Genomic DNA, 18563 nt, shown 5'->3' on the forward strand with positions numbered 1-18563 from the left:
TTTGTCAGATATATCCCGTAAAAGATATGTCTGATATATCCCTAAGCGTTACCGCCTGAGGCATGATGAAGGTATAAGCGAGATAAAACCTCAAGAGCCGCGTCAAGCTCCATCGGTTGATCAGATGGATTGTGCAGGAGGTGGGTGTGAATGGTGTCAAATTTGTGTTGGTATGCGGCCAGGCGAGGGTGCGCGTCTGCGACGCGTTTAGCCATATCGAGGGTTTCCGGCGTCCCGCTTGGGATGGACGTCTTCACGATGGCTGCACATTTGACCTCTTGCCTGGTGCCGTTCTTGACGGTATACAAGATCGCCATGTGGTGCTTCAGTGCGTTCATCTGCCACGGATCTTGATTGTGAAATTCGTAGTCCAGCTCCCCGTTCGAGCCGTATTCCACTGAGTAAAGCCCCATGAAGTCCAGGTTTGAGATAGCGTGCGACATAAGTGCATCGCCGCCAGCGGCTTTGAGCGTATGCAGGATATAGCCGGTGAAGATTTCAATGGCGGCATCAGGAATAGCGAAGCTGACACGCTGGCCGTCTATGCGTGCGATATCCAGAGTGATAAACCCCTCTCCGGGTAACGTTGAAATCGACACTACCCCTTTCTGGGCGTCGGGTGTGCTAAGTTCCTCGTCGGTGAACGTCAGGGCCTGCTGGCGATACCGGGCTTGCTCCTGATCGGTTTCCTGGCTGGTCTGTGCCGTGTTAAAGGTGCCGCTTTCTTGCATCAAGCCCAGTTTGGTTTGCAGGGTAAACAACAGACCTTTAAGTTTCGGGAATGCAAAGTACAACACCTCATCCCTTCCATCTTCGAGACGCACTTTTGTTGCCAGTGCCAGGAATTGCCCTTCACTCTTGATAGCGCCAGTGATTAACCCAATCACTCTGTTTTCCATGCTCTTTTCCTTATCGGTTAACGTTGCCCAATGGTAGCACCTGGGGGGACAAAAATGCAGCAACTGTTAAGATAAGCAAAAGATATATGCGATATATCAATATATCAGATATATGCCATATATATTGATGTGTGCGCGTTGTTATTGCCGATGTTTTTTTGTACATTCAGGCTTCGTGTGTTTTTAACGAACTGAGGAACCTATGGATAATATCTTTGCGAGAATCGCCCTGTATTCCATCTATGGATGGCTTTTCTTTATCTCCCTGTTTTCATCTTATCCCGATAAGTGGGTAGGGGTTGGGATCTCATTGCTGTTCTTGTTCTTGAGCCATCTAGCAACAAAGGCGAAGCCAGCCCCTTCAAGCAAGGCAGCGCTTGATTGACTATATATCAGATATATCAATATATCTGATATGAATCTAAAAGGGGAGTTCATGCTGATGAACAAAATCCCCTTCCTTCTCGTGAAGTACCCGCATGTAGTGCTGCTGGGAAAGAAACGTCAGCCCTTCCATGACTGTGATCGGTTTTTCGAGCTCAAACCAGAACAGCTCAGGCCATACCCGCCCCATCCAGAACAGGCCATCGAGGCGTTGAAAGAAAATTAAAGTACCGGGTTCTATACGTTCCAGAAACGCGCCCAGGTAGACAACCTGGATCATCTCATCGCAGTGCCGGAAAAAGTTGATGCCGGTCGTTTGAAAAGGGTTGTAGCCGTCTTTCATGATAATGATAACCACTGTATGCATGTACAGCTTAATCATAGCACAAGCTCATAAAGACAGAACAACCTTAGAGATGAGATATATCCGACATGTATCGGATATATCCCTGAATTGCGATCGGTGTACCCAAAATAACAAAACCCACCTTGAGGTGGGTTTCGCCAGAGCGTTCTCTGGTATTCAGAATCGCCTTTACCGGACTTGGCCTGACCAACGGAAGTTGGTAGCGGGATGACAGGGTAAATCTGTCTGCTTCATCCAGCTGAGTAAGCTCAGCTCCAATAGAATAACGCAAATCAAAATGTAGTCAAATGGATAGGTTAGAGGGCATTACATAATAAAATGCCCCTTTAAAGCTATCAAATCAACTCGCTGCAGCGCCTCGATGCACACAATAATGATAGTATATTAACACCTAGCCCAGGGCGAAAGCTTCAATAATGATAGCAAAATGTATTGTACAATACATAAACGTGTGCCATTATCTGTTTTGTACAAAACAAATCCAAAAGGAACGCAACATGAACCTAGATAACCGCCTTCGTATCGAGAGAGAAATTGCTAATGCAGCTGTTAACGGTCTGCTGCGAGCTGGGTATGAGATCAGCGTTTTTGATGGCGAGGAAGTGGTTAATTCACCAGTAAATGATGCTGAACTCATTATTGCCGATATGTTTTCTACTGACATTGATCGGTTGGAGGTTTACCGCGCTGGTGACTACGAACGCCGCGTCGGTTGGGTGCTCTTTGTTTATGGTAATGACGGTTGGGATGTAATCTGTGACTACACGACAAACTTGGAACCTGCCTTGAAGGAAGCTGATTTGCTTGCAGAAAAGTATATGTAAAAGCCATAAACAAGCCCTGTTGACACAGGGCTTTAGTGGGGTTATTGCAAAATTAAGATAACTGGCACCAGCGAGGAAAAATCTGATGACGAAACGGGCGACAGAACGCGCCTATGCGGAGCTGCAACAGGCGTATGACTTCTACAATCAGCGCTTGTTCGGCGGCCAGCTGCCGGATTGCCTCATCACGTTCCAGCGAGGGAAGAACACGATGGGTTATTTCAGCCGTAACCGGTTTGTGTCACCGGCGGACGGTACACAGATAGATGAGATTGCCCTCAACCCTGAGTATTTCCCGGTCTACCCGCTGATCGAGGTCATGCAAACGTTAGTGCATGAGCAGTGCCACATGTGGCAGTTCCATTTTGGCAACCCGTCGAGAAAGGGTTATCACAATGCGCAGTGGGCGGCAAAAATGGAGCAGGTCGGCCTTATGCCGTCCTCAACCGGCCAGCCTGGGGGAAATAAAGTCGGGCAATCGATGAACGACTACCCTATCCCCGGCGGCCGCTTCATGAAAGAAACGCTTGAGCTGTTTCGTTCCGGTTTTGCGCTCAGCTGGTTTGATCGGTTCCCGATTAAGGTCGAACAGCCCAAAGACCTAACGCCGATTATTGAGCAGTGGCGAGAAACGCTGGCGCAGGCTGTTCAAGATCACCCCGTTGCAGACGGACAAGCTGGAGTTGAGCGTCTCTTAACGTTGGCGTTGGTGCCGTCAGTGCAGAGCCATGATGAAGAAGATGGGGGCGAGGTCGCGGGTGTCGTCCTGCAACCCAAGCCAAAGACGCGACACAAGCACGTTTGCCCGGAATGTGGGGCGGCGGCTTGGGGCAAGCCTGGGCTAAACCTCTTGTGCGGTGATTGTAATATCGCATTCATAGACGTCGATCAGTAGATTTGCTATCAAAAGTGGCGGCGCCGGCGCGATGGCCAACGGAATAATGACGGCAATATCGCCACCCGGAACCAGGCACCGACCGCCAGAATACTATCAAAGGAGATTAAGATGGGGACATTAACGATCAGGACACAGCCAGAGCATGATACAGCCCTAGAGGCAGTTGGGAAGCGGCTAGGGGAGAAAACTGCTTCGCAGACACTGCTCAAGTCATTGATGACGTATGAACGCCACAGTGACGAGATTGAGCGTCTTAGGCGTGAGCTAAGTGCTATGAAATGGGAGCGCGACGAGTTACGCCGAAAGATAGATGACTTCAAGCGAGCGCATAATCGCCTGTTAGAGTTGTAAGGAGAGTGAGATGAGAAGGGTTGAGGTGCTTATCAAATGCTTTTTTGGCGCAGGTGCTGGCGCTGTGACTTTGTTTTTGCTTCTTTATAAATTCTTCTGCCTGAGTGCAGGTATGTCACTGATACTAGCACTGTCCGTTGGCATAACGGCTTTTATGATCGGCATTAATAGCCGAAAAAAGTAAGTGGCAGACCATGGAGGCTAAGCCTCCTTAACCATAAACTTTAGTTACATCATTCATGTCTGTTTTATCACCACAACCTAACCCCCTCTAATGCCATCACTTACGCCAGCTTATCAGTGACAAGGGGCTCAACCTCAGAGCCTGCTGGTAGCACCCGACCTGAAACAGATTTCTTCGCACCGTAAGTGAAACACAAGCTAACCCCGTAGTGAATATATTGAAGATATATTATTGATAATATATCTGACATATTGTTATTGACATATATCTGATAAATGCTAATCTGCATATGTCGAATATATTACTAACGAGTGAGGTCATGATGATTGTTCTGATTGGTAGTCACAAAGGCGGCGTAGGGAAATCAACAAAAGCGGCCAATATTGCCGTAGCGGTTCGTCATATGACGAAGAAAACCATCGCTATGGTGGGCTCCGATAAGCTGGGATGCCTGAAAAGTTGGTATGCGCGTCGCCAGGACGCCGGTTTGCCATCCTTCACGTTCGTCGAAGCCTACGGTGATCTGCGTAAAGAGCTCACAGAGCTGAACAAGCGCTACGATATCGTCCTGGTTGATACCGCCGGTCACGATAGCCAGGAATTCCGCTCAGCGCTCACAGTGAGCGATATTTTACTCTCGCCGGTAAAGCCGTCCTCGCAATCGGAGATCGACTCTATCGCAGCCCTCACTGAAACCGTCAGAACGGCGCAGGAAAAGCACAACCCTTCGTTGAAAGCGCACCTGGTCTTTAACCGTTGTTCGACGCGCAGCGGGAATACAGACGCTACTGATTTAGCTAATATGCTTAAGAGCGATGAGTATTGGTTACAGCCGACAAAACAGCGTATCGGCGAGCGCACCGTGTACGTCAAAACCTTTAACGCAGGGCAGGGCGTACATGAAGCAAAAGACGGCCAAGCTAAGGGTGAGATTGAATTATTGTGCCATGAAGTAGGGATTTTTTAACCTTAATTTTAAATTTTGAATCAACGTTTAGGTGACGGATATGTCAACAAAGCCAAAAGTACAATTGCCAATGCGTAAGCCTGCCTCAGAAGCTGAGACGGTAGACAGAAATGAGCAGGTGACATCGTTTATTAGAGAAGGTGATAAGCGCCCTGAGACGCGTAAGAAAGTTAAACCTACGCTGTTTACTTTGACCGAAGAAGAAAAGGATTTTGTGGAAAATACAGCAAAGAGAACCGGTGCAACAAAAACCAACGTTATTCGTGCTGCGTTAAAAACCTTGGCAAAATTAGATGATAACGACCTGCTAATGCTGCTAGGCGAAATCAGCCTAAGAAGCCCAGGGCGTTGGAATTGATAGAGAGAAGGGGGTTACATGGACTTAGTAAACCACATAATCGAAGTGATTAAAGAAACATCATGGCCTGCAATGCTGTTTTATGTTGCGTACATTTCATTCGTTTTTATCTTTGCGATTTTATTCATTGGTAAGGGCATACCAGCTATTTGTAAATGGATGATAGGAAAGTAAAGCCCCGAAAGGGGCATTACTCAAAATGGCGGAATTTCTTTTAAACGTTGCTGTTCTATTTTCTGATGCCGTTCATCAACAGCTGATGTAATGTATTGACTGACACCAGTCAAAAATTCACTAACTAGTTTCACTGAGGCATTTACATCTGTTTCTGATAGAGACATTTTAACTCCATCTACAGATTTTCCATCACGATGAACTATGTCATGACGAAGTGATGTAAGTTTTATCACTTCACTAAGTTGGAGCCCTTTGGGTTTCGGAGTGTTTAACACTGCCTGGTAAGTATTTAACACTTTTGGAATGTTGTGATAAAGCAACTCAGATAGATGATTCATTACCCGCTTTTCTATGATATTACTTTCTTTAAGTACCTCTTTCAAAGAAACAGTAGAGTTCTGTAAATCCTTTACATTGGTAACGGCATTTTCTAAAAATTCCCCTGATGACAAAACAACGGACTTAAGCATCTCACTGAGGCAAGATTCTAAAATAGTGACACAGTAGGCCACTTGCATTTTCAAAAGCGCTTCATTTCCCTGGATGGAGTTTAGAGAGAGAACAGAGTTCAGAGCTCGTAAGTATTGATTGTAAATGGTTAGATGTGGATTACGCTTTAACCATTCGATTTCTCGTTCTTGCTCTTGCTCCAGTTCAAATTGATACCAAGCTTCATCAGCTAGATGATCTTGAAGCTCTTGATACTGATACTCAGCCTCAAGATAATCGGCGGATAACTCATCGAGCTCATCGTCTTCATCAAGCCCCATGTAATCACGTATCCAATCATCTTTCCTTTCATCCTGCATGTCGTCTAATTGACTCTTAACTAAACCCATAGCACCCTCATTAAAAAATATCGATTAAATAGGCTTCCGCAACACTATCAACACAAAAATATTTTACTGATAACTGGTCAAAAATAGAAGTAAGGAATGTTTTCCGTTCTTCATTTGCAGCGCTATTACCTTGAAAATCAATAACTGCAACGGTATAATTTCTATTCAAATCATAAACAGCAAAATCCAGAGTATGACTCAGGATTTTCTTTACATCATCGTAAAATTTATCAGTTCCAGATTCAGCCGTTGGCTTTACAACTTCTGCGAGCTTAATCTTACTTAAAATTACCGTTCCTGGGGGGCAAAGCTGCACCAGGTTAACATAGAATTCTTTCTCTGCATCAGTTAGTGGGTTGCGCTGTTGGTAATCCATTTTCATATCCTTTTGTTGCGTAGCAACTCCGAGAGCCACCGGCAGGGTTGGCAAAGTGTAAACGGATGACGGAATGAAATGACGTCAAACGGGAACACTTTGCCTATCTTGCATCGTTCTTTAAACATGCACGTACAGAGCTGTCATCAAACCCCGTTCTTCCAGGAATAGAGGCCACGAATAGGCAACGGCTTTGAGCTAAATCAGCTACATAAAAACTGAGAGATACGCTCATAGTTCCTCACTACTCACACGTTTGTGATCGCTGGTTCCTTTCGTATCGTTAACACGAAACAGCCGTAAAAATGGTTGATATCGAATCATCAAAAAATTGAGTCCCAAACCCGATTGCGCGATGAAAACAAGCCCGATGCAAAAGAGCAGGGTAAAATCATTCCCTTTATAAAAATGATGCTCATAAGTTGTGTAGTAGAGGATCAGCCCAAGAACAACCGTCAGAAACGTGAGAACCTTTCTAAAAGAATACAGCAGGTTTATCACAAAAAGAACGGAGGTTGTCATAGCAAAAGCGACGGCAAGGCGAGAGTAGAACCACGCAGAAGCTACCCAGGAAAAGAGCGTATTTTTTGCTGCCGCTCGTTTACGTTCGTTCTTGGCATGTTTAACAGCCGATTTAAACCGCTGCCGTTCTTTGCCTTGTGGAAACTGATAGATATTAGACATACATTCTCCTTAACCTCTAAACCCCGGCGGGATCTGAGTATCCGGTTCGGAAATCTCATTGATATCACGTTTTGAATGCGGGCGATTAGATTTTAATTCTTCTTTTGCAACTGTGTCCTGCACTTCGTCAGAAAAATCATCATCCGATTCACTTTCTTTGCTTACTGAGTAAGTAAAACGAAGCTTTGATGCCTTACGCGCAACCTTTTCTATAATTGAAAAATCAAGGTCTTTTATCTCAGTCACTTCATTAATCAAAGCTACATTCTTTTTCAAAAAAGCTCGATTGAAAATTTTGAAGTCTGGATAGAAGTATGATTTTTCATCATCCTCAATCTTAAAAAGATTCAACTCATCCTTCAACTCATCAACCTCTATATCAAAATAGCTTCTCTTACCAATGCTAATATTCTTTCTAATAAGCTGGTAGAGCGAACTAGCATTCGTCTCTGAAAGCCTAACTGTTGATAGAAGCACTTGGGTTGTATAATTATCTTTCAGACGGCAAATGTAAGGTTCAATGAACCGAGTAAAACTAAGTTCAATAGATGATTCACTTTCCGCGTAGTCACAATATTCAGTCAAATTTAAGGATCGTATAGTATCAGCTGGTGACTTTTTGCCTTTTTTTGGTAACAAAGGTTCCCCAGCTCTCGCGAATGGCTCTAAAAGCTGACTCTTTGGAATGCTAATGATACTGGTCTGCAATTCACTAGCACCTTCTTTAAGCTGTTTATATGCAACAGATATGTCCACGTCAGCTATCACTGAATACTCTTTTGCAGTAATTTTAAACGTTTGTCCTTGTTCAAGCATCTTTTTTGAATCTAGTTGCGCAATAGCCATAAACAAGATTCTACGGGCTGATAAGGGAAGCATAGAGAACGTTGAGTTGATTTCATTCCGATGTCTGATCTTTGTTTTTGGCGTCACATTTTGAAGTTTCATCCGTACAAACCTGTTTTGTTCTATTCGATAAAACTACAATAACACTAAAGGTGAACTTTGCAAGAAAAACAAGTTCACCTTTAGGTGGGTGGCTAAAGGTGGGCTTCCCACCTTTAGCATTTCACCTATTACGGCACAGTTCCCCACCTTTAACACTTCACCTGGAACGGCACGGCTCCTCACCTTTAACACTTCACCTGGAACGGCATGGCTCCTCACCTTTAACACTTCACCTGGAACGGCATGGCTCCCCACTTTTAACGCTTCGCCTGCTACGGCATAGGCGTTCACCTTTTCATTGGATCCTAAGCAGAACAAACGGCATAGACGTTCACCTTTCAATAAAAATACTTTATAAACAAAGCAATACATCTATTATGAGCAAGCTTATCGCCCTTACAGGTAACTAACCCACAAACCGATCTGCTAGATTGATATATATATCAGATTATTATGCGACCAATGCAGTTCAAAAATCGGCCTGGAAACTGCCTATAACCGGTATTTCATACGCTCGCTATTTCAAACGGCATGGGTGTTCACCTCTTGCGGCATAGGCGTTCACCTTTAACGGCATAGGCGTTCACCTTAACGGCATAGGCGTTCACCCTTAACGGCATAGGCGTTCACCTTTAACGGCATAGGCGTTCACCTTTAACGGCATAGGCGTTCACCTTTAACGGCATAGACGTTCACCTTTGAAGCTTAGATGGCACCCTAAACAAACAATTACCCATTGAAAAATAAAGATATAAATATGTTAATAAAATGTTACTTAAGTCTATTAAGTTAAGATCAAGTTTAAGTAAGTTTTGAATTAAGTCTTTTAATAAGTAAAAAAAGATCAGTAATACAAAACCCTGTGGATAACCCGAAACCACAAAACCCACGGTCTGACCTCCTGATCGCCCCAATATGCTAAGGTGTGAGCGTGCTCTCATAACGTCCGGTAGCTATTCCGCTTCCTCGTTTTGACAGACTCCGGCGGCGCTTTGCTTGCCTCCGCTAGTCAAAACTGCGGCGAGCGGTGGGGAAGATCCTAAAAGGATCCTTTTGACTCTCTCTGTGAAGCTCTCAGAGGCGCTATACGACATTCTGTAATGCAACCCCTTCGCCAAACCGTCCAAAACGCTCAAAAGCCCGCTGAGAGCGTTTGAGCATTATCAGCATTGTCGCTTTGCTTTTGCTGGCCGGTCGCATAGGCTTACTGGTCGCCGAGCCTCCAGGTAGTTCGGCTGTACTTGTTTACATTGCAAGGATAATTATTAATGGCTGGAATCAATAACATACAGATGCATCGCATTGAGATGAGCATACTGTCACAGTGCGAGTTGTTGGACTTTGCGATCCTGGAAGCGATCAGCGCCGGTGATGTTGACTACTACGAGCAAACTCAGGAACATACGATAATTGCCGATGAGCGGTTGTCTGAAAAAAACGCGTTAACTGATTTAGTCGAGTTTTGTAAAAGCCACTATGACCGTGATTTAGGGTTTCAATCAAAAATGGATGACGGCATTGATTGCTTTTATACCTGTTCAGTCCCTGCCGATAAATTTATTTCGTTTGCTCAAGTTTATCCTTCCTTCTCTGAATTCCTCGATAAAATTAAAGGGGAAAAAATAGATTTTATTGAGGTTAGCTTTCCAGAGAAAACAAAGAAAATTGTTCTTGAACAATTTGACTATGATGAAGATTCGCAAGCAACTATTTTTATGGAAAAGTACAACGATAAAGAAGGAGGGAAGTTTTTAATTTACGCCCATTCAAAATACGGTTCAAATATAACGAAAATAACATACATGCTAGAACGCCTTTATGATTGCCAAATCGAAACGGCAGCTAAAACCAGCGCCGTCAAATTAATCTGCCAGCGACTGAAAGAAGATATAAAAGATAAAGTTGGTGTTAAATATATTAATGAATTAATGGAACCGTTTGAAGATGAGTTCCACAGCTAGAACACATTGAAAGGTGCTTTTAATGGTGCTAATATTGGTGTTCTAACTTGATGTAAAGGAGGGGAGCATATGGCTTACCAGATCTTAACCACTACGGCGGCGTCTATCACCGACCTGAAAAAAAATCCGATGGGAACCGTTGCCGACGGAGACGGTGAAGCGATCGCGATCCTCAATCGCAACGAACCGGCGTTCTACTGCGTTCCCCCTGAGCTTTTTGCATACTATCGCGAACTGGCCGAAGATGCGGAGCTCAATCAAATCGCTGATGAGCGCATGAAAGATGCCGAGTACGTGAGCGTTTCTCTCGATGACTTATAAACTCAAGTTTGAGAAGCGGGCGCTGAAAGAGTGGGAAAAGCTGGGGCATCCGATCAGGGAGCAGCTGAAAAAAAAGCTGGCCGAGCGATTAGAGAATCCACATGTCCCAGCGTCCCGACTCAGTGGCCGCCAGAACCGCTACAAAATCAAACTACGTTCGTCAGGCTATCGACTGGTCTACGAAGTCATCGACAACGAAATCGTCCTGCTGGTGATCGCTGTTGGCAAGCGGGCAGGGGATGAAGTCTATTTAACCGCCGACAAACGATAATTTTTATTACGGTACGCCCCGATTGGCGATAGGAGTACAACATGAAAGAATTCTCAAATCAGCAAATTACCACCCTTGAACAAGTCTGTTTGCTACTTGGCAACGGGTGGCACATCGACCGCCTAAAGTCTGAACAATGGCGTCAAGTCTTGCGCTCTCCTGAATACCGGCATTACAGCATCATCGTTACCTGCTCCTATCACCAGTTCCGCTTACTTGGCGTGATCGGTCACAGCAGCGACAACGTGATTAATATTTCCCACAGTAGAACACCAACGGCGATCAGTCGTGATATTCGCAAGCGGCTTTTGGACGGTGCCCAGGACAAGCTCGCTAAAGCGGTCAGCGATCGGGAAAGAGAGGCCGAACGGCAGCAGGTGAAGGGGTGGTTTATCGATGCGTTGGGGCGCTTAGTCAGCGTAGAGCGGCCTCGTTACGGTCACAGTGACAGAGTCTGTGAATTGAATCACGAGGGGATCGGCGGTGAGGTTCAGCGCTACTGCTACGATAACTATAAAATTAACCTTAAAGGGTTAACGATGGATGAAATTATCCGGCTCGTTGGATTTATTAGTCAATTAAGAGGGCAAAGTAATGTCTAAGACCTGCGTCTATCATCATGCCGGTTCCAGCGGCATGAACACATTCAAAACAGAAGTTTTTAAATTGGATGACGGCAAGTTAGAGGCCGTATTCACACGGATTAAACGCAAGCGCTTTCCTGACGGTACGGAAAAAGAATTTGTGGATCAGGTTACTCAGTTTACCGCAAACAGTAAAAAAGAATTAAAAGGGATGGATTTACCTAAATTGCGCTCAACCAAAATTTTACTCGATTCTGAATTCTTTAAGGGCGAAGAATGATAGCTACCGGCACCGAAATTGCTAAGTTGAGAAATCAACTTGGCCTGACGCAAAAAGAATTGGCGGCCTTGTTCGGCGTGACGCTTGCAACGTGGCAGAAAAAGGAGTCTGAAACGTCAAAAGAGACGATCGGCATACGCCCCGGAGAGTTCCAGTTTCTGCTGTTGCTGGCCGGTGAACATCCGCAGCATGTTTTGACGCAGAAACAACCGGCATTGATGACGGTACAGCACAAACCGTCCGCTGATGAGGTTAAGCGGACACGGGAAGAGGCCGGATTGAGCGTCGAACAAGCCGCTGAACTATTTGGCTGCTTGCCGCGTAGCTGGCAGTCCAAAGAGAATCCAAACACGCGCGGAACCTTAACCGTAGGAGAGTATAACTACTTGCTCTTGCTGGCTGGTAAACACCCGTATCTGTCAATTTGACATCAAAATAGCGTCCTGCAGCTGGGCGCCAGGTGCAAAAAGACCATCATTTTTGGCGTTGGCGCCCAGGCGCCGGCGACAATTGTGATGGCATTCTTTCCCTTCTGTTCGTCCTCTGCATTTTCCCCCGTAACCGTCTGCGCAAGCGCAGCCGCTAACGCCTCGGAAATCACGCTCAAAACGTCGCTGCACGACGTTCTGACCGCTCACCGAGGGAAGGGGAAGTGTTACGCATTATCCGCCTGTGAGGCCGTATGGGCTTTGCAGGGAGGGGATGGGGGATGTTGCCTATGAAAAATCGTACCGCCCCAGGGCGGGCTTCAGCGGTTTAACCTCGGCGTAATATTTAACTCTTTTGTGCCGCTTTTCATGCGCTTACGCGCATAATAATATTGATTTTGATATCAAACGATGTATAATGAATTTATCAAATCAGCATTGATTTGAACGGTACGCCCCGATCGGCGATAGGAACAAAATCATGAATATTCAAGAAGCCCTCAATGTTTTCGGTTTAACTGGTGAAGTTAATCAGGCAGAACTCAAAAAAGCGTTTAAACGCCTCGCTGTTAAGTATCATCCAGATAAAAACCCAATCGGCGCAGAGATGATGAAAATGGTCAATGCTGCGTATGAATTTCTCGTCAATAATTTAGAGAAGATCAAGCAATTTCAATCCGTGAATGAAGATGATATTTATAATTATGGAGAAGAAATTGAGAGTGTTCTAAAAACACTTGTGACAATGGAGGGGGTGATTTTCGAGGTTATTGGCAATTGGGTGTGGATTAGAGGGGAAACCCGAAACCATAAAGACATGCTCAAAGCGTTAAAATGCAAATGGGCACCAACCAAAAAAGAATGGTATTACAGACCGGAAGAGCATAAAAGCGTGTACAACAGGAAAACACATACAATTGAAGAGATCCGCGAAATGTATGGAACAAGCGGACAAAGAAAAGCAAGAGGTAAAAAACAGTTAGAAAAAACAAATTAATAAAAAGGCGGGGAAACCCGCCTTATTTTTTTCATCATATATTGAAGATGATATCAAACGATGTATAATAAATTTATCGAATCGATAATATTCACTACAGCAGAGGGCGACATAATGGAAAAGAAAACTAAAGAATTAGTGGTGGGTGATAGGGTTCTAAATATACTAAACCGGTCTTATTATCCGTTAGAAGCCGTGGAAAAATCAGGCTCCGGGTATATCGTTACCCTGACCCCAGCAAATATAGACGGCAATCGATATTACGCAGAATATACAACCCGAAATCAAATTAAAGTTTGACACACGCCATTAAATTTAAATTAATGTATATAAAAGTTTGCACCTGATATCAAACGATGTATAATGAACTTATTGAATCAATAGCGATTCGATCGGTACACCCCGAAGGTGATTGGAGTTTACGTTATGAACAATATTACCCGCAACATTGACACCCTCCGCTTAACTCGTTTTGACGTGGTTTTCATTGCTGAGAATGTAAATGGTGAATTGGTTGAATGCCACTTTATCACCAATGCATTGAATCAATATGATGCCGCATATGTTTTCGGTCAGAACAACCCTCAACAAAAATATGTCATCAAAGAAGTGAATGAAGTGATCCAACCGTTCTAAAAATGAAAGCCGGGTTGCGCTAACAATCCGGCTCTCAGGCAAATCTAAGACTGTCGAGGAATTAAAGATGCCAATTGACATTATACAGCTAGCAAATCAGCTCGCAAGCGGTAAACAAACGCACATACCGGCAATGAAAGCGCACGCATGGGACGACTTGCGTTGGTGGGTAGACTATCTGCGAGGGTATGCACTATGACCGACAAGCCGTTTTACATGAAGTCAATTCACTACTACAAGGCAGGCGTCAAACGGATTTTTGAGCATAAATACGGGGTGACGATGGAAGATGTGTCGTTAAGTGAGGATTTCATTCTACAGGCATTTGAGGCAAAAGAGACTCCGGCGCAATTAGTCGAATGGTATGGACGAAAATACGATTTGACGCAAATTCGATAAGGTTGGATTGAGGGGGCTTAGGCTCCCTCTTTTTATGCCCGAAAGGGCATATCAGGGGGAAAAGAACGCCACAGAAGATCACCTCTGTTTCATTCCCCCGCAGCCGCCGAAGGCGTTACATACTTGCATAGCGCGAACCCCCTCCCCCCTCCCCCCTCCCTCCGCCCTGCTAAGCCTAAAATTAATCTAAGCGACACAGTACCATTTCTAACGCACCTGCAACGGTGAGCGGTCAGGTTGACGCATAGCGGCGGCCTGGGCGTGATTTCCGTTGTCTTGATGGTTTCGCGTAGCGAAAACATCTAGATGCGTTAACTCCTTGCTTTATCAGCGAATAATAAAATAAATCAGTAGTATGTGGGCGGTAAGCGGGCTTGCAAAGGATCACAACTCGATGCAAGATAGGCAAATTAGCCACATATGACGTCATTTCATTCCGTATATGTAGCCATTTGCCAACCGCTGCCGGAGGCTCTCGATGAAAGATGAAAGCAAAAAAATACAAATACGGTTAGACCGCAATGATGATGCAATTTTAAAATTAGAGGCGGCTAAGGCTGGATTAACCCCAGCCTCATTATTAAAGAAAATAGCCATGACAATTATAACCAATAATGAAGGGTTTAGCTATGAAGCAAAGGATTTTGACTTTGCCGATAACTCTGAAAAATTGAATATAAAGGTTAGCCAGGAACTTAAAGATAAATTGCAGGGTGAAGCCATTAAAAATGGTTGGTCTTTGTCAAAGGAATCAAGGTTTAGGTTGGCTTCATCATTAAGTAGCGATCCGGCGCTTTACCCGGATGAGGTTGCAGAACTCCGGCGTGCGCGAAATGCTGTAGATGTAGTAGGGAGGAACCTTCACTATATCATTTCAAAAAAGCAAATGTTAACTATCAATGATGATGGTTTTTTAGAGGATGTGCAGCGGCTTAATGAAAACATTGAAGCGTTAAAAGCGCAGGTTGATAAGCTAACCACACTTGGAATTAATAGAAGCAATTACCGCAAGAGAGGTACACGAAATGGGCGTTAGCATTGATAAGGAGTATAAAATCAAGAAAGCCCGAAGTGAGCGGGCTGCTAAGAACCCTTTAGCGCATAAAGCCAGGAATGGCGGTGATGCTTATCAGAAAGGCGTAAAACAGCGTATCGCTTCTAAAGGGGCTAGTCGCGAAGTGATGGTGAAGATCACCGGTAACGCTAAAACCGCCAAGGGTATAAAAAACTCTATAAATTACATTAGCCGCGATGCCGATCTCAAGCTGAGGGATGATGAAGGACGTGAGTATGAAGGTGGAAAGGATATGTCGGATGCCTACGACTATATGATCTCCCCCGAAGACCGGCTAAGAATTGATGATGATAAAAATCCAAATATTTCGCATAACATGATGTTTAACACTAATGCCGTTGTTGGTGTTTCCCAGGAAGATATGCTTGATTCGGTTCAGAGCGTCATTAAAGAAAAATACCCTCACAACCGTTTCATTATGGCTTATCACAAAGATACTGATAATCCTCACGTTCATGTGGTTTTGCGCATTCCCGATAATTCTGGTGTGAGAATTAATATACGAAAAGCAGACTTGCGAGATTTGCGCTCTGGCTTCGCTCATAAATTGCAGGAAAAAGGCTATAACGTAAAAGCTACACATAAGCATGATTTTGCCTTGAAACATAAGTTAAAGTCCGAACCTGACCGCACCAGGAATCTGTATGAGGTTGTAGACTTTGGGAGGGCTCATTTTAAAAATGACCCGAAAAACAAACGCCAGAACTATATTCAATTGAAGACTATAAAGGGCGGCAAAGAGGTTACGATTTGGGGGACAAATCTTCCTGGGGAGCTATTGCGTGAGAAGGTGAATAAGGGAAGCGTTATCAAGATCAAGAAGGAAGGTGAGACAACGGTTAAAGTGCCTTTGTTCGATAAACAAGGCGAGGTTAAAGGTTACAAGGAGACTAAGCGCAACAATTGGGTGATAGAGAATAAAGGTGTCATGGGAATCGACCGCAGCGTTAACTTCAACAAGGTTGAAGTGCTGAGTGATCCACAAAGAGCTATCAAGCAAGGCATGAGCATCAAGCAGTTCCAGGAAGCGAAGATGAGCCTCATGAAACAGGAGCAACAAAAAGTGGGCGTCAGAGTCGGCTTCTTGAAATTCTAAGGTATGTCCTATCTGTTTATGTAGAATTGCTCTAAATGATTTAGGAGATATATTTGATATATTCTATAGGATATATATTGGACATCTTGAGACATTTCTGGCTTTGTTCTGTTTTTAAAGGTGGGTTTGATGTACTTGCTGTTATCACCTTTGGTTGCAAGTTATTGATATTGATCGGTTAACCTTAGCGATAAAATGATGAAGTAAAAAAGTATTTTTGTTTGTGTTTTAGCCGCAAGCCGATCGATTGATCTAGATATGAATTTTCACATGGATGAAGCGACTGGTTTAATGGCGGTAAAGTGGCTTATTACACTGTCATATCTTTAAAATCTGGCATAGTGTAAATGATTTTTATACTTTCCTTGGCCGGAAGTTTTGATATTATATGAATGTAGTAGTGTATAGATAGATAACAACGTGATCGAGTCCTACCCGCTTCCCCTCCAATCTGGATCGGAAATGGCGTCAGCGTGGTAAAGCATCAATAGAATGCGCGCGGCGGCATAGCAGGGTTATACGTCTTGTCATACAGCGCTAAGACCTGGTTGGCGAACTCATCGTCATCGATGTAGAAGTAGCATGTAGGGACGTTTAAGACTCTGGCAAAGAGGCGTGTTTGCTCATAGGTAGGGCGGTTAACACCGTGTTCGTACCGTGAGATCCGTGCACGGGCAGACGCTTCATCGATGCCGCTAAGAACGCCTAGTTTTTCTTGGGATAACCCAGCGTATAATCTGGCAGTTCTCAATCTCTTCGGAACCATTGCAAACCTGATAAGTAATTGAAACAGAGGCTCACGTTTACCATCACTTATCATTTTTGATGTTACGAATTACGTAACACCAGGGAATCACCAAACACAACGACTGTTGCACATGTCATAGATTCGCATAATACTGTACATATATACAGTAATGGCGTGGCGCGTATTGGGGATATCCACGTGGATCGCTCAGGGCGTCAGCGTGGAAAAGGAGGTTCTAAATGAAGGGTTGGTTTCTGCTTTACCACAGCCCGAAAGCGTACCAGCAAATCCTGGCTGGGTTCGAACGCTTGTCGGTCACACATTACACACCTAAGCTCACGGTCATTACGAAGAGAGCAGACAGTAAGACGAGCGTGAGAATCAATAAGCGTCCGTTGTTTCCTGCATATCTGTTTGTGTACTTCGATCCAGAGGTCGTCCACACCACCAAAATCACACAGCTGATTGGTGTGAATGAGTTTGTTAAGATTGGTGGCCAAGTACGGCCTTTGCCGGAAGCTGTTATCGACGGCCTGCGCAACCTTGAGTTTGCGAAAGTTGATCAAAGTGACCAATCAGTTTCCTACAGTAATGTGCCTGATGACCTTATGGCGAAACTGGAAGAAATTAACGGGCAAAGCGAGCCTGTAAATCGAATGGCTTCTCTCATCAGCTTTCTGGACGGGTATGTAAGAAACGCCCACTAGTTTTTACTCCCATCACGTTATTTATTCATCACCGCTGATCACCGTCAGCGGTGCTTTTTTGCATCTATATCAGGAGTATCCATGTCATCGAATACAGGTTTAGAACGTATCAAAAAACCGTCTACGGCGGGAGGCGTTATCTATATAGGCGCTGCCCGTAAACAAGTAGTAGAAAGACTGGCAATTGAAGTTTCATTTATGACCGGCAAGCAAATCACAACGGCTCAATTCTTTCAGTATCTAATCGATCTACATGGGGAAAAGGCTAAGAACGATATCATCAAAGCGTTTGAGGGCGATCGCAATGGAAAACAAAACTAAAGCTATTATCTGTTTAGCTTTATCTTCGCCTGTTGATTTAACCCAGTGCAAGAGTATTGGCGGTAAGACAATTGTTGATAACAATAAATTCAAGGTGATTTATAAACCCAGCGATAAAGGTACGCATAAAAAAAATTGAAATTTTCAAGTGTAATGTAATCAATTTTCTCTTTGAGAGGGTTTCTATGGATTCTCTGATTAGATACGCATGGCATTTAATTTTTTTGAGTTGTGGTGCTTTCTGGATGGCTGTAATTATCATTTATGCATCATCATAATTTCAAAGGTGAGGTAAGGGTTTATATGAAACACAATACTGATTACTATATGGATAAAATTCTCAAACACGACTTGCATAATAATAAAATTGACGCAAGAAATGCATTAATCATCATCATTTCCGGTATTATTGCTTGTCTTTTGGTTTTTGTTTTTAAATATATAAATTTCAATTTCCAATTGATTTTATTGTTTGGCTTAATC

Annotated in this window: 28 protein-coding genes; 21 read left to right on the plus strand and 7 right to left on the minus strand. The window is 44.0% G+C overall.

The genetic code is table 11. The features are described 5' to 3' along the window. Window positions 1-41: 41 nt before the first annotated feature. The gene (yjeJ, locus tag ACUXAC_RS26025) at window positions 42-899 is read right to left on the minus strand and encodes a YjeJ family protein (RefSeq protein ID WP_454267078.1); all 858 of its coding nucleotides are present in this window, start codon (window positions 897-899) and stop codon (window positions 42-44) included. Between the two features lie 421 nt (window positions 900-1320). Further along, complete coding sequence (locus ACUXAC_RS26030; protein WP_454267080.1) at window positions 1321-1665, minus strand: hypothetical protein; 345 nt, start codon at window positions 1663-1665, stop codon at window positions 1321-1323. Window positions 1666-2147: 482 nt separating this feature from the next. Here ACUXAC_RS26030 and ACUXAC_RS26035 point away from each other — a divergent pair, with 482 nt between their 5' ends. The 5 genes from ACUXAC_RS26035 (at window position 2148) to ACUXAC_RS26055 (ending at window position 5232) form a co-directional block, all read left to right on the plus strand. Then, window positions 2148-2474: a hypothetical protein gene (locus ACUXAC_RS26035; RefSeq protein WP_197786861.1), complete on the plus strand. Its 327-nt coding sequence runs from the start codon at window positions 2148-2150 to the stop codon at window positions 2472-2474. 85 nt (window positions 2475-2559) lie between these two features. Further along, window positions 2560-3369 carry a SprT-like domain-containing protein gene (locus ACUXAC_RS26040; protein ID WP_454267081.1) on the plus strand — a complete coding sequence of 270 codons (810 nt, stop codon included), beginning with the start codon at window positions 2560-2562 and terminating at the stop codon, window positions 3367-3369. Between the two features lie 364 nt (window positions 3370-3733). Continuing rightward, entirely contained in the window at window positions 3734-3907 is a 174-nt protein-coding gene (locus ACUXAC_RS26045) for a hypothetical protein (RefSeq protein ID WP_454267082.1), read from the plus strand. A 319-nt stretch (window positions 3908-4226) separates the two neighbouring features. Continuing rightward, complete coding sequence (locus tag ACUXAC_RS26050; RefSeq protein ID WP_158524131.1) at window positions 4227-4874, plus strand: AAA family ATPase; 648 nt, start codon at window positions 4227-4229, stop codon at window positions 4872-4874. 40 nt (window positions 4875-4914) lie between these two features. After that, window positions 4915-5232: a hypothetical protein gene (locus ACUXAC_RS26055; protein WP_241440775.1), complete on the plus strand. Its 318-nt coding sequence runs from the start codon at window positions 4915-4917 to the stop codon at window positions 5230-5232. 194 nt (window positions 5233-5426) lie between these two features. Here ACUXAC_RS26055 and ACUXAC_RS26060 read toward each other — a convergent pair whose 3' ends face one another. The 4 genes from ACUXAC_RS26060 to ACUXAC_RS26075 all read right to left on the minus strand — a co-directional run bounded on the left by ACUXAC_RS26060 (window position 5427) and on the right by ACUXAC_RS26075 (window position 8256). Next, entirely contained in the window at window positions 5427-6248 is an 822-nt protein-coding gene (locus ACUXAC_RS26060) for a HEPN domain-containing protein (protein ID WP_454267083.1), read from the minus strand. 10 nt (window positions 6249-6258) lie between these two features. Next, window positions 6259-6624, minus strand: a complete 366-nt coding sequence (locus tag ACUXAC_RS26065) for a DUF2726 domain-containing protein (protein WP_454267084.1) — start codon at window positions 6622-6624, stop codon at window positions 6259-6261. Window positions 6625-6855: 231 nt separating this feature from the next. Next, a complete protein-coding gene (locus ACUXAC_RS26070; protein WP_454267085.1) occupies window positions 6856-7308 on the minus strand; it encodes a hypothetical protein in 453 nt (150 codons plus the stop codon). A gap of 9 nt (window positions 7309-7317) precedes the next feature. Continuing rightward, the gene (locus ACUXAC_RS26075; RefSeq protein ID WP_176589686.1) at window positions 7318-8256 is read right to left on the minus strand and encodes a replication initiation protein; all 939 of its coding nucleotides are present in this window, start codon (window positions 8254-8256) and stop codon (window positions 7318-7320) included. Window positions 8257-9524: 1268 nt separating this feature from the next. On the opposite strand from ACUXAC_RS26075, the gene ACUXAC_RS26080 reads away from it, so the two are divergent. From ACUXAC_RS26080 to mobP1, 12 genes are all read left to right on the plus strand, one after another. Further along, the gene (locus tag ACUXAC_RS26080) at window positions 9525-10217 is read left to right on the plus strand and encodes a hypothetical protein (RefSeq protein ID WP_454267086.1); all 693 of its coding nucleotides are present in this window, start codon (window positions 9525-9527) and stop codon (window positions 10215-10217) included. Window positions 10218-10286: 69 nt separating this feature from the next. After that, window positions 10287-10538, plus strand: coding sequence for a type II toxin-antitoxin system Phd/YefM family antitoxin (locus ACUXAC_RS26085; protein ID WP_085337699.1), 252 nt, complete (start codon window positions 10287-10289; stop codon window positions 10536-10538). Continuing rightward, entirely contained in the window at window positions 10528-10809 is a 282-nt protein-coding gene (locus ACUXAC_RS26090) for a type II toxin-antitoxin system RelE family toxin (RefSeq protein WP_074031970.1), read from the plus strand. The genes ACUXAC_RS26085 and ACUXAC_RS26090 overlap by 11 nt, the downstream gene beginning before the upstream one ends. Before the next feature lie 41 nt (window positions 10810-10850). Next, complete coding sequence (locus ACUXAC_RS26095) at window positions 10851-11411, plus strand: hypothetical protein (protein ID WP_454267087.1); 561 nt, start codon at window positions 10851-10853, stop codon at window positions 11409-11411. Then, window positions 11404-11673 carry a hypothetical protein gene (locus ACUXAC_RS26100; protein ID WP_085337696.1) on the plus strand — a complete coding sequence of 90 codons (270 nt, stop codon included), beginning with the start codon at window positions 11404-11406 and terminating at the stop codon, window positions 11671-11673. Before ACUXAC_RS26095 ends, ACUXAC_RS26100 begins: the two co-directional genes overlap by 8 nt. Further along, the gene (locus ACUXAC_RS26105) at window positions 11670-12101 is read left to right on the plus strand and encodes a helix-turn-helix domain-containing protein (RefSeq protein WP_230298461.1); all 432 of its coding nucleotides are present in this window, start codon (window positions 11670-11672) and stop codon (window positions 12099-12101) included. The genes ACUXAC_RS26100 and ACUXAC_RS26105 overlap by 4 nt, the downstream gene beginning before the upstream one ends. A gap of 481 nt (window positions 12102-12582) precedes the next feature. After that, window positions 12583-13098 (plus strand): J domain-containing protein, encoded by a 516-nt coding sequence (locus ACUXAC_RS26110; protein WP_241440760.1) that lies wholly within the window; start codon window positions 12583-12585, stop codon window positions 13096-13098. Between the two features lie 114 nt (window positions 13099-13212). Further along, complete coding sequence (locus ACUXAC_RS26115) at window positions 13213-13398, plus strand: hypothetical protein (protein ID WP_454267089.1); 186 nt, start codon at window positions 13213-13215, stop codon at window positions 13396-13398. Between the two features lie 126 nt (window positions 13399-13524). Next, window positions 13525-13734, plus strand: coding sequence for a hypothetical protein (locus ACUXAC_RS26120; protein ID WP_085337717.1), 210 nt, complete (start codon window positions 13525-13527; stop codon window positions 13732-13734). A 195-nt stretch (window positions 13735-13929) separates the two neighbouring features. Next, a complete protein-coding gene (locus tag ACUXAC_RS26125) occupies window positions 13930-14133 on the plus strand; it encodes a hypothetical protein (RefSeq protein WP_085337694.1) in 204 nt (67 codons plus the stop codon). 478 nt (window positions 14134-14611) lie between these two features. After that, on the plus strand, window positions 14612-15169 hold the full coding sequence (gene ddp1 / locus ACUXAC_RS26130) for a DNA distortion polypeptide 1 (protein ID WP_454267090.1): 558 nt from the start codon (window positions 14612-14614) through the stop codon (window positions 15167-15169). Continuing rightward, window positions 15159-16304: a MobP1 family relaxase gene (gene mobP1, locus ACUXAC_RS26135; RefSeq protein ID WP_454267091.1), complete on the plus strand. Its 1146-nt coding sequence runs from the start codon at window positions 15159-15161 to the stop codon at window positions 16302-16304. Before ddp1 ends, mobP1 begins: the two co-directional genes overlap by 11 nt. A 484-nt stretch (window positions 16305-16788) precedes the next feature. On the opposite strand, the gene ACUXAC_RS26140 is transcribed toward mobP1, so the two are convergent. Then, window positions 16789-17070: a helix-turn-helix domain-containing protein gene (locus tag ACUXAC_RS26140; RefSeq protein WP_072274604.1), complete on the minus strand. Its 282-nt coding sequence runs from the start codon at window positions 17068-17070 to the stop codon at window positions 16789-16791. Between the two features lie 221 nt (window positions 17071-17291). Between ACUXAC_RS26140 and ACUXAC_RS26145 the strand changes: the two genes are divergently transcribed. From ACUXAC_RS26145 to ACUXAC_RS26160, 4 genes are all read left to right on the plus strand, one after another. Further along, window positions 17292-17759, plus strand: a complete 468-nt coding sequence (locus tag ACUXAC_RS26145) for a transcription termination/antitermination NusG family protein (RefSeq protein ID WP_060452212.1) — start codon at window positions 17292-17294, stop codon at window positions 17757-17759. 81 nt (window positions 17760-17840) lie between these two features. Next, window positions 17841-18080 (plus strand): hypothetical protein, encoded by a 240-nt coding sequence (locus tag ACUXAC_RS26150; protein WP_454267093.1) that lies wholly within the window; start codon window positions 17841-17843, stop codon window positions 18078-18080. After that, window positions 18064-18219, plus strand: coding sequence for a hypothetical protein (locus ACUXAC_RS26155; protein ID WP_454267094.1), 156 nt, complete (start codon window positions 18064-18066; stop codon window positions 18217-18219). The genes ACUXAC_RS26150 and ACUXAC_RS26155 overlap by 17 nt, the downstream gene beginning before the upstream one ends. Window positions 18220-18383: 164 nt before the next feature. Beyond that, a partial coding sequence (locus tag ACUXAC_RS26160) for a hypothetical protein (RefSeq protein WP_454267095.1) occupies window positions 18384-18563 on the plus strand: 180 nt, incomplete at its 3' end.

This window comes from Serratia sp. 121840015-1 (assembly GCF_053627655.1).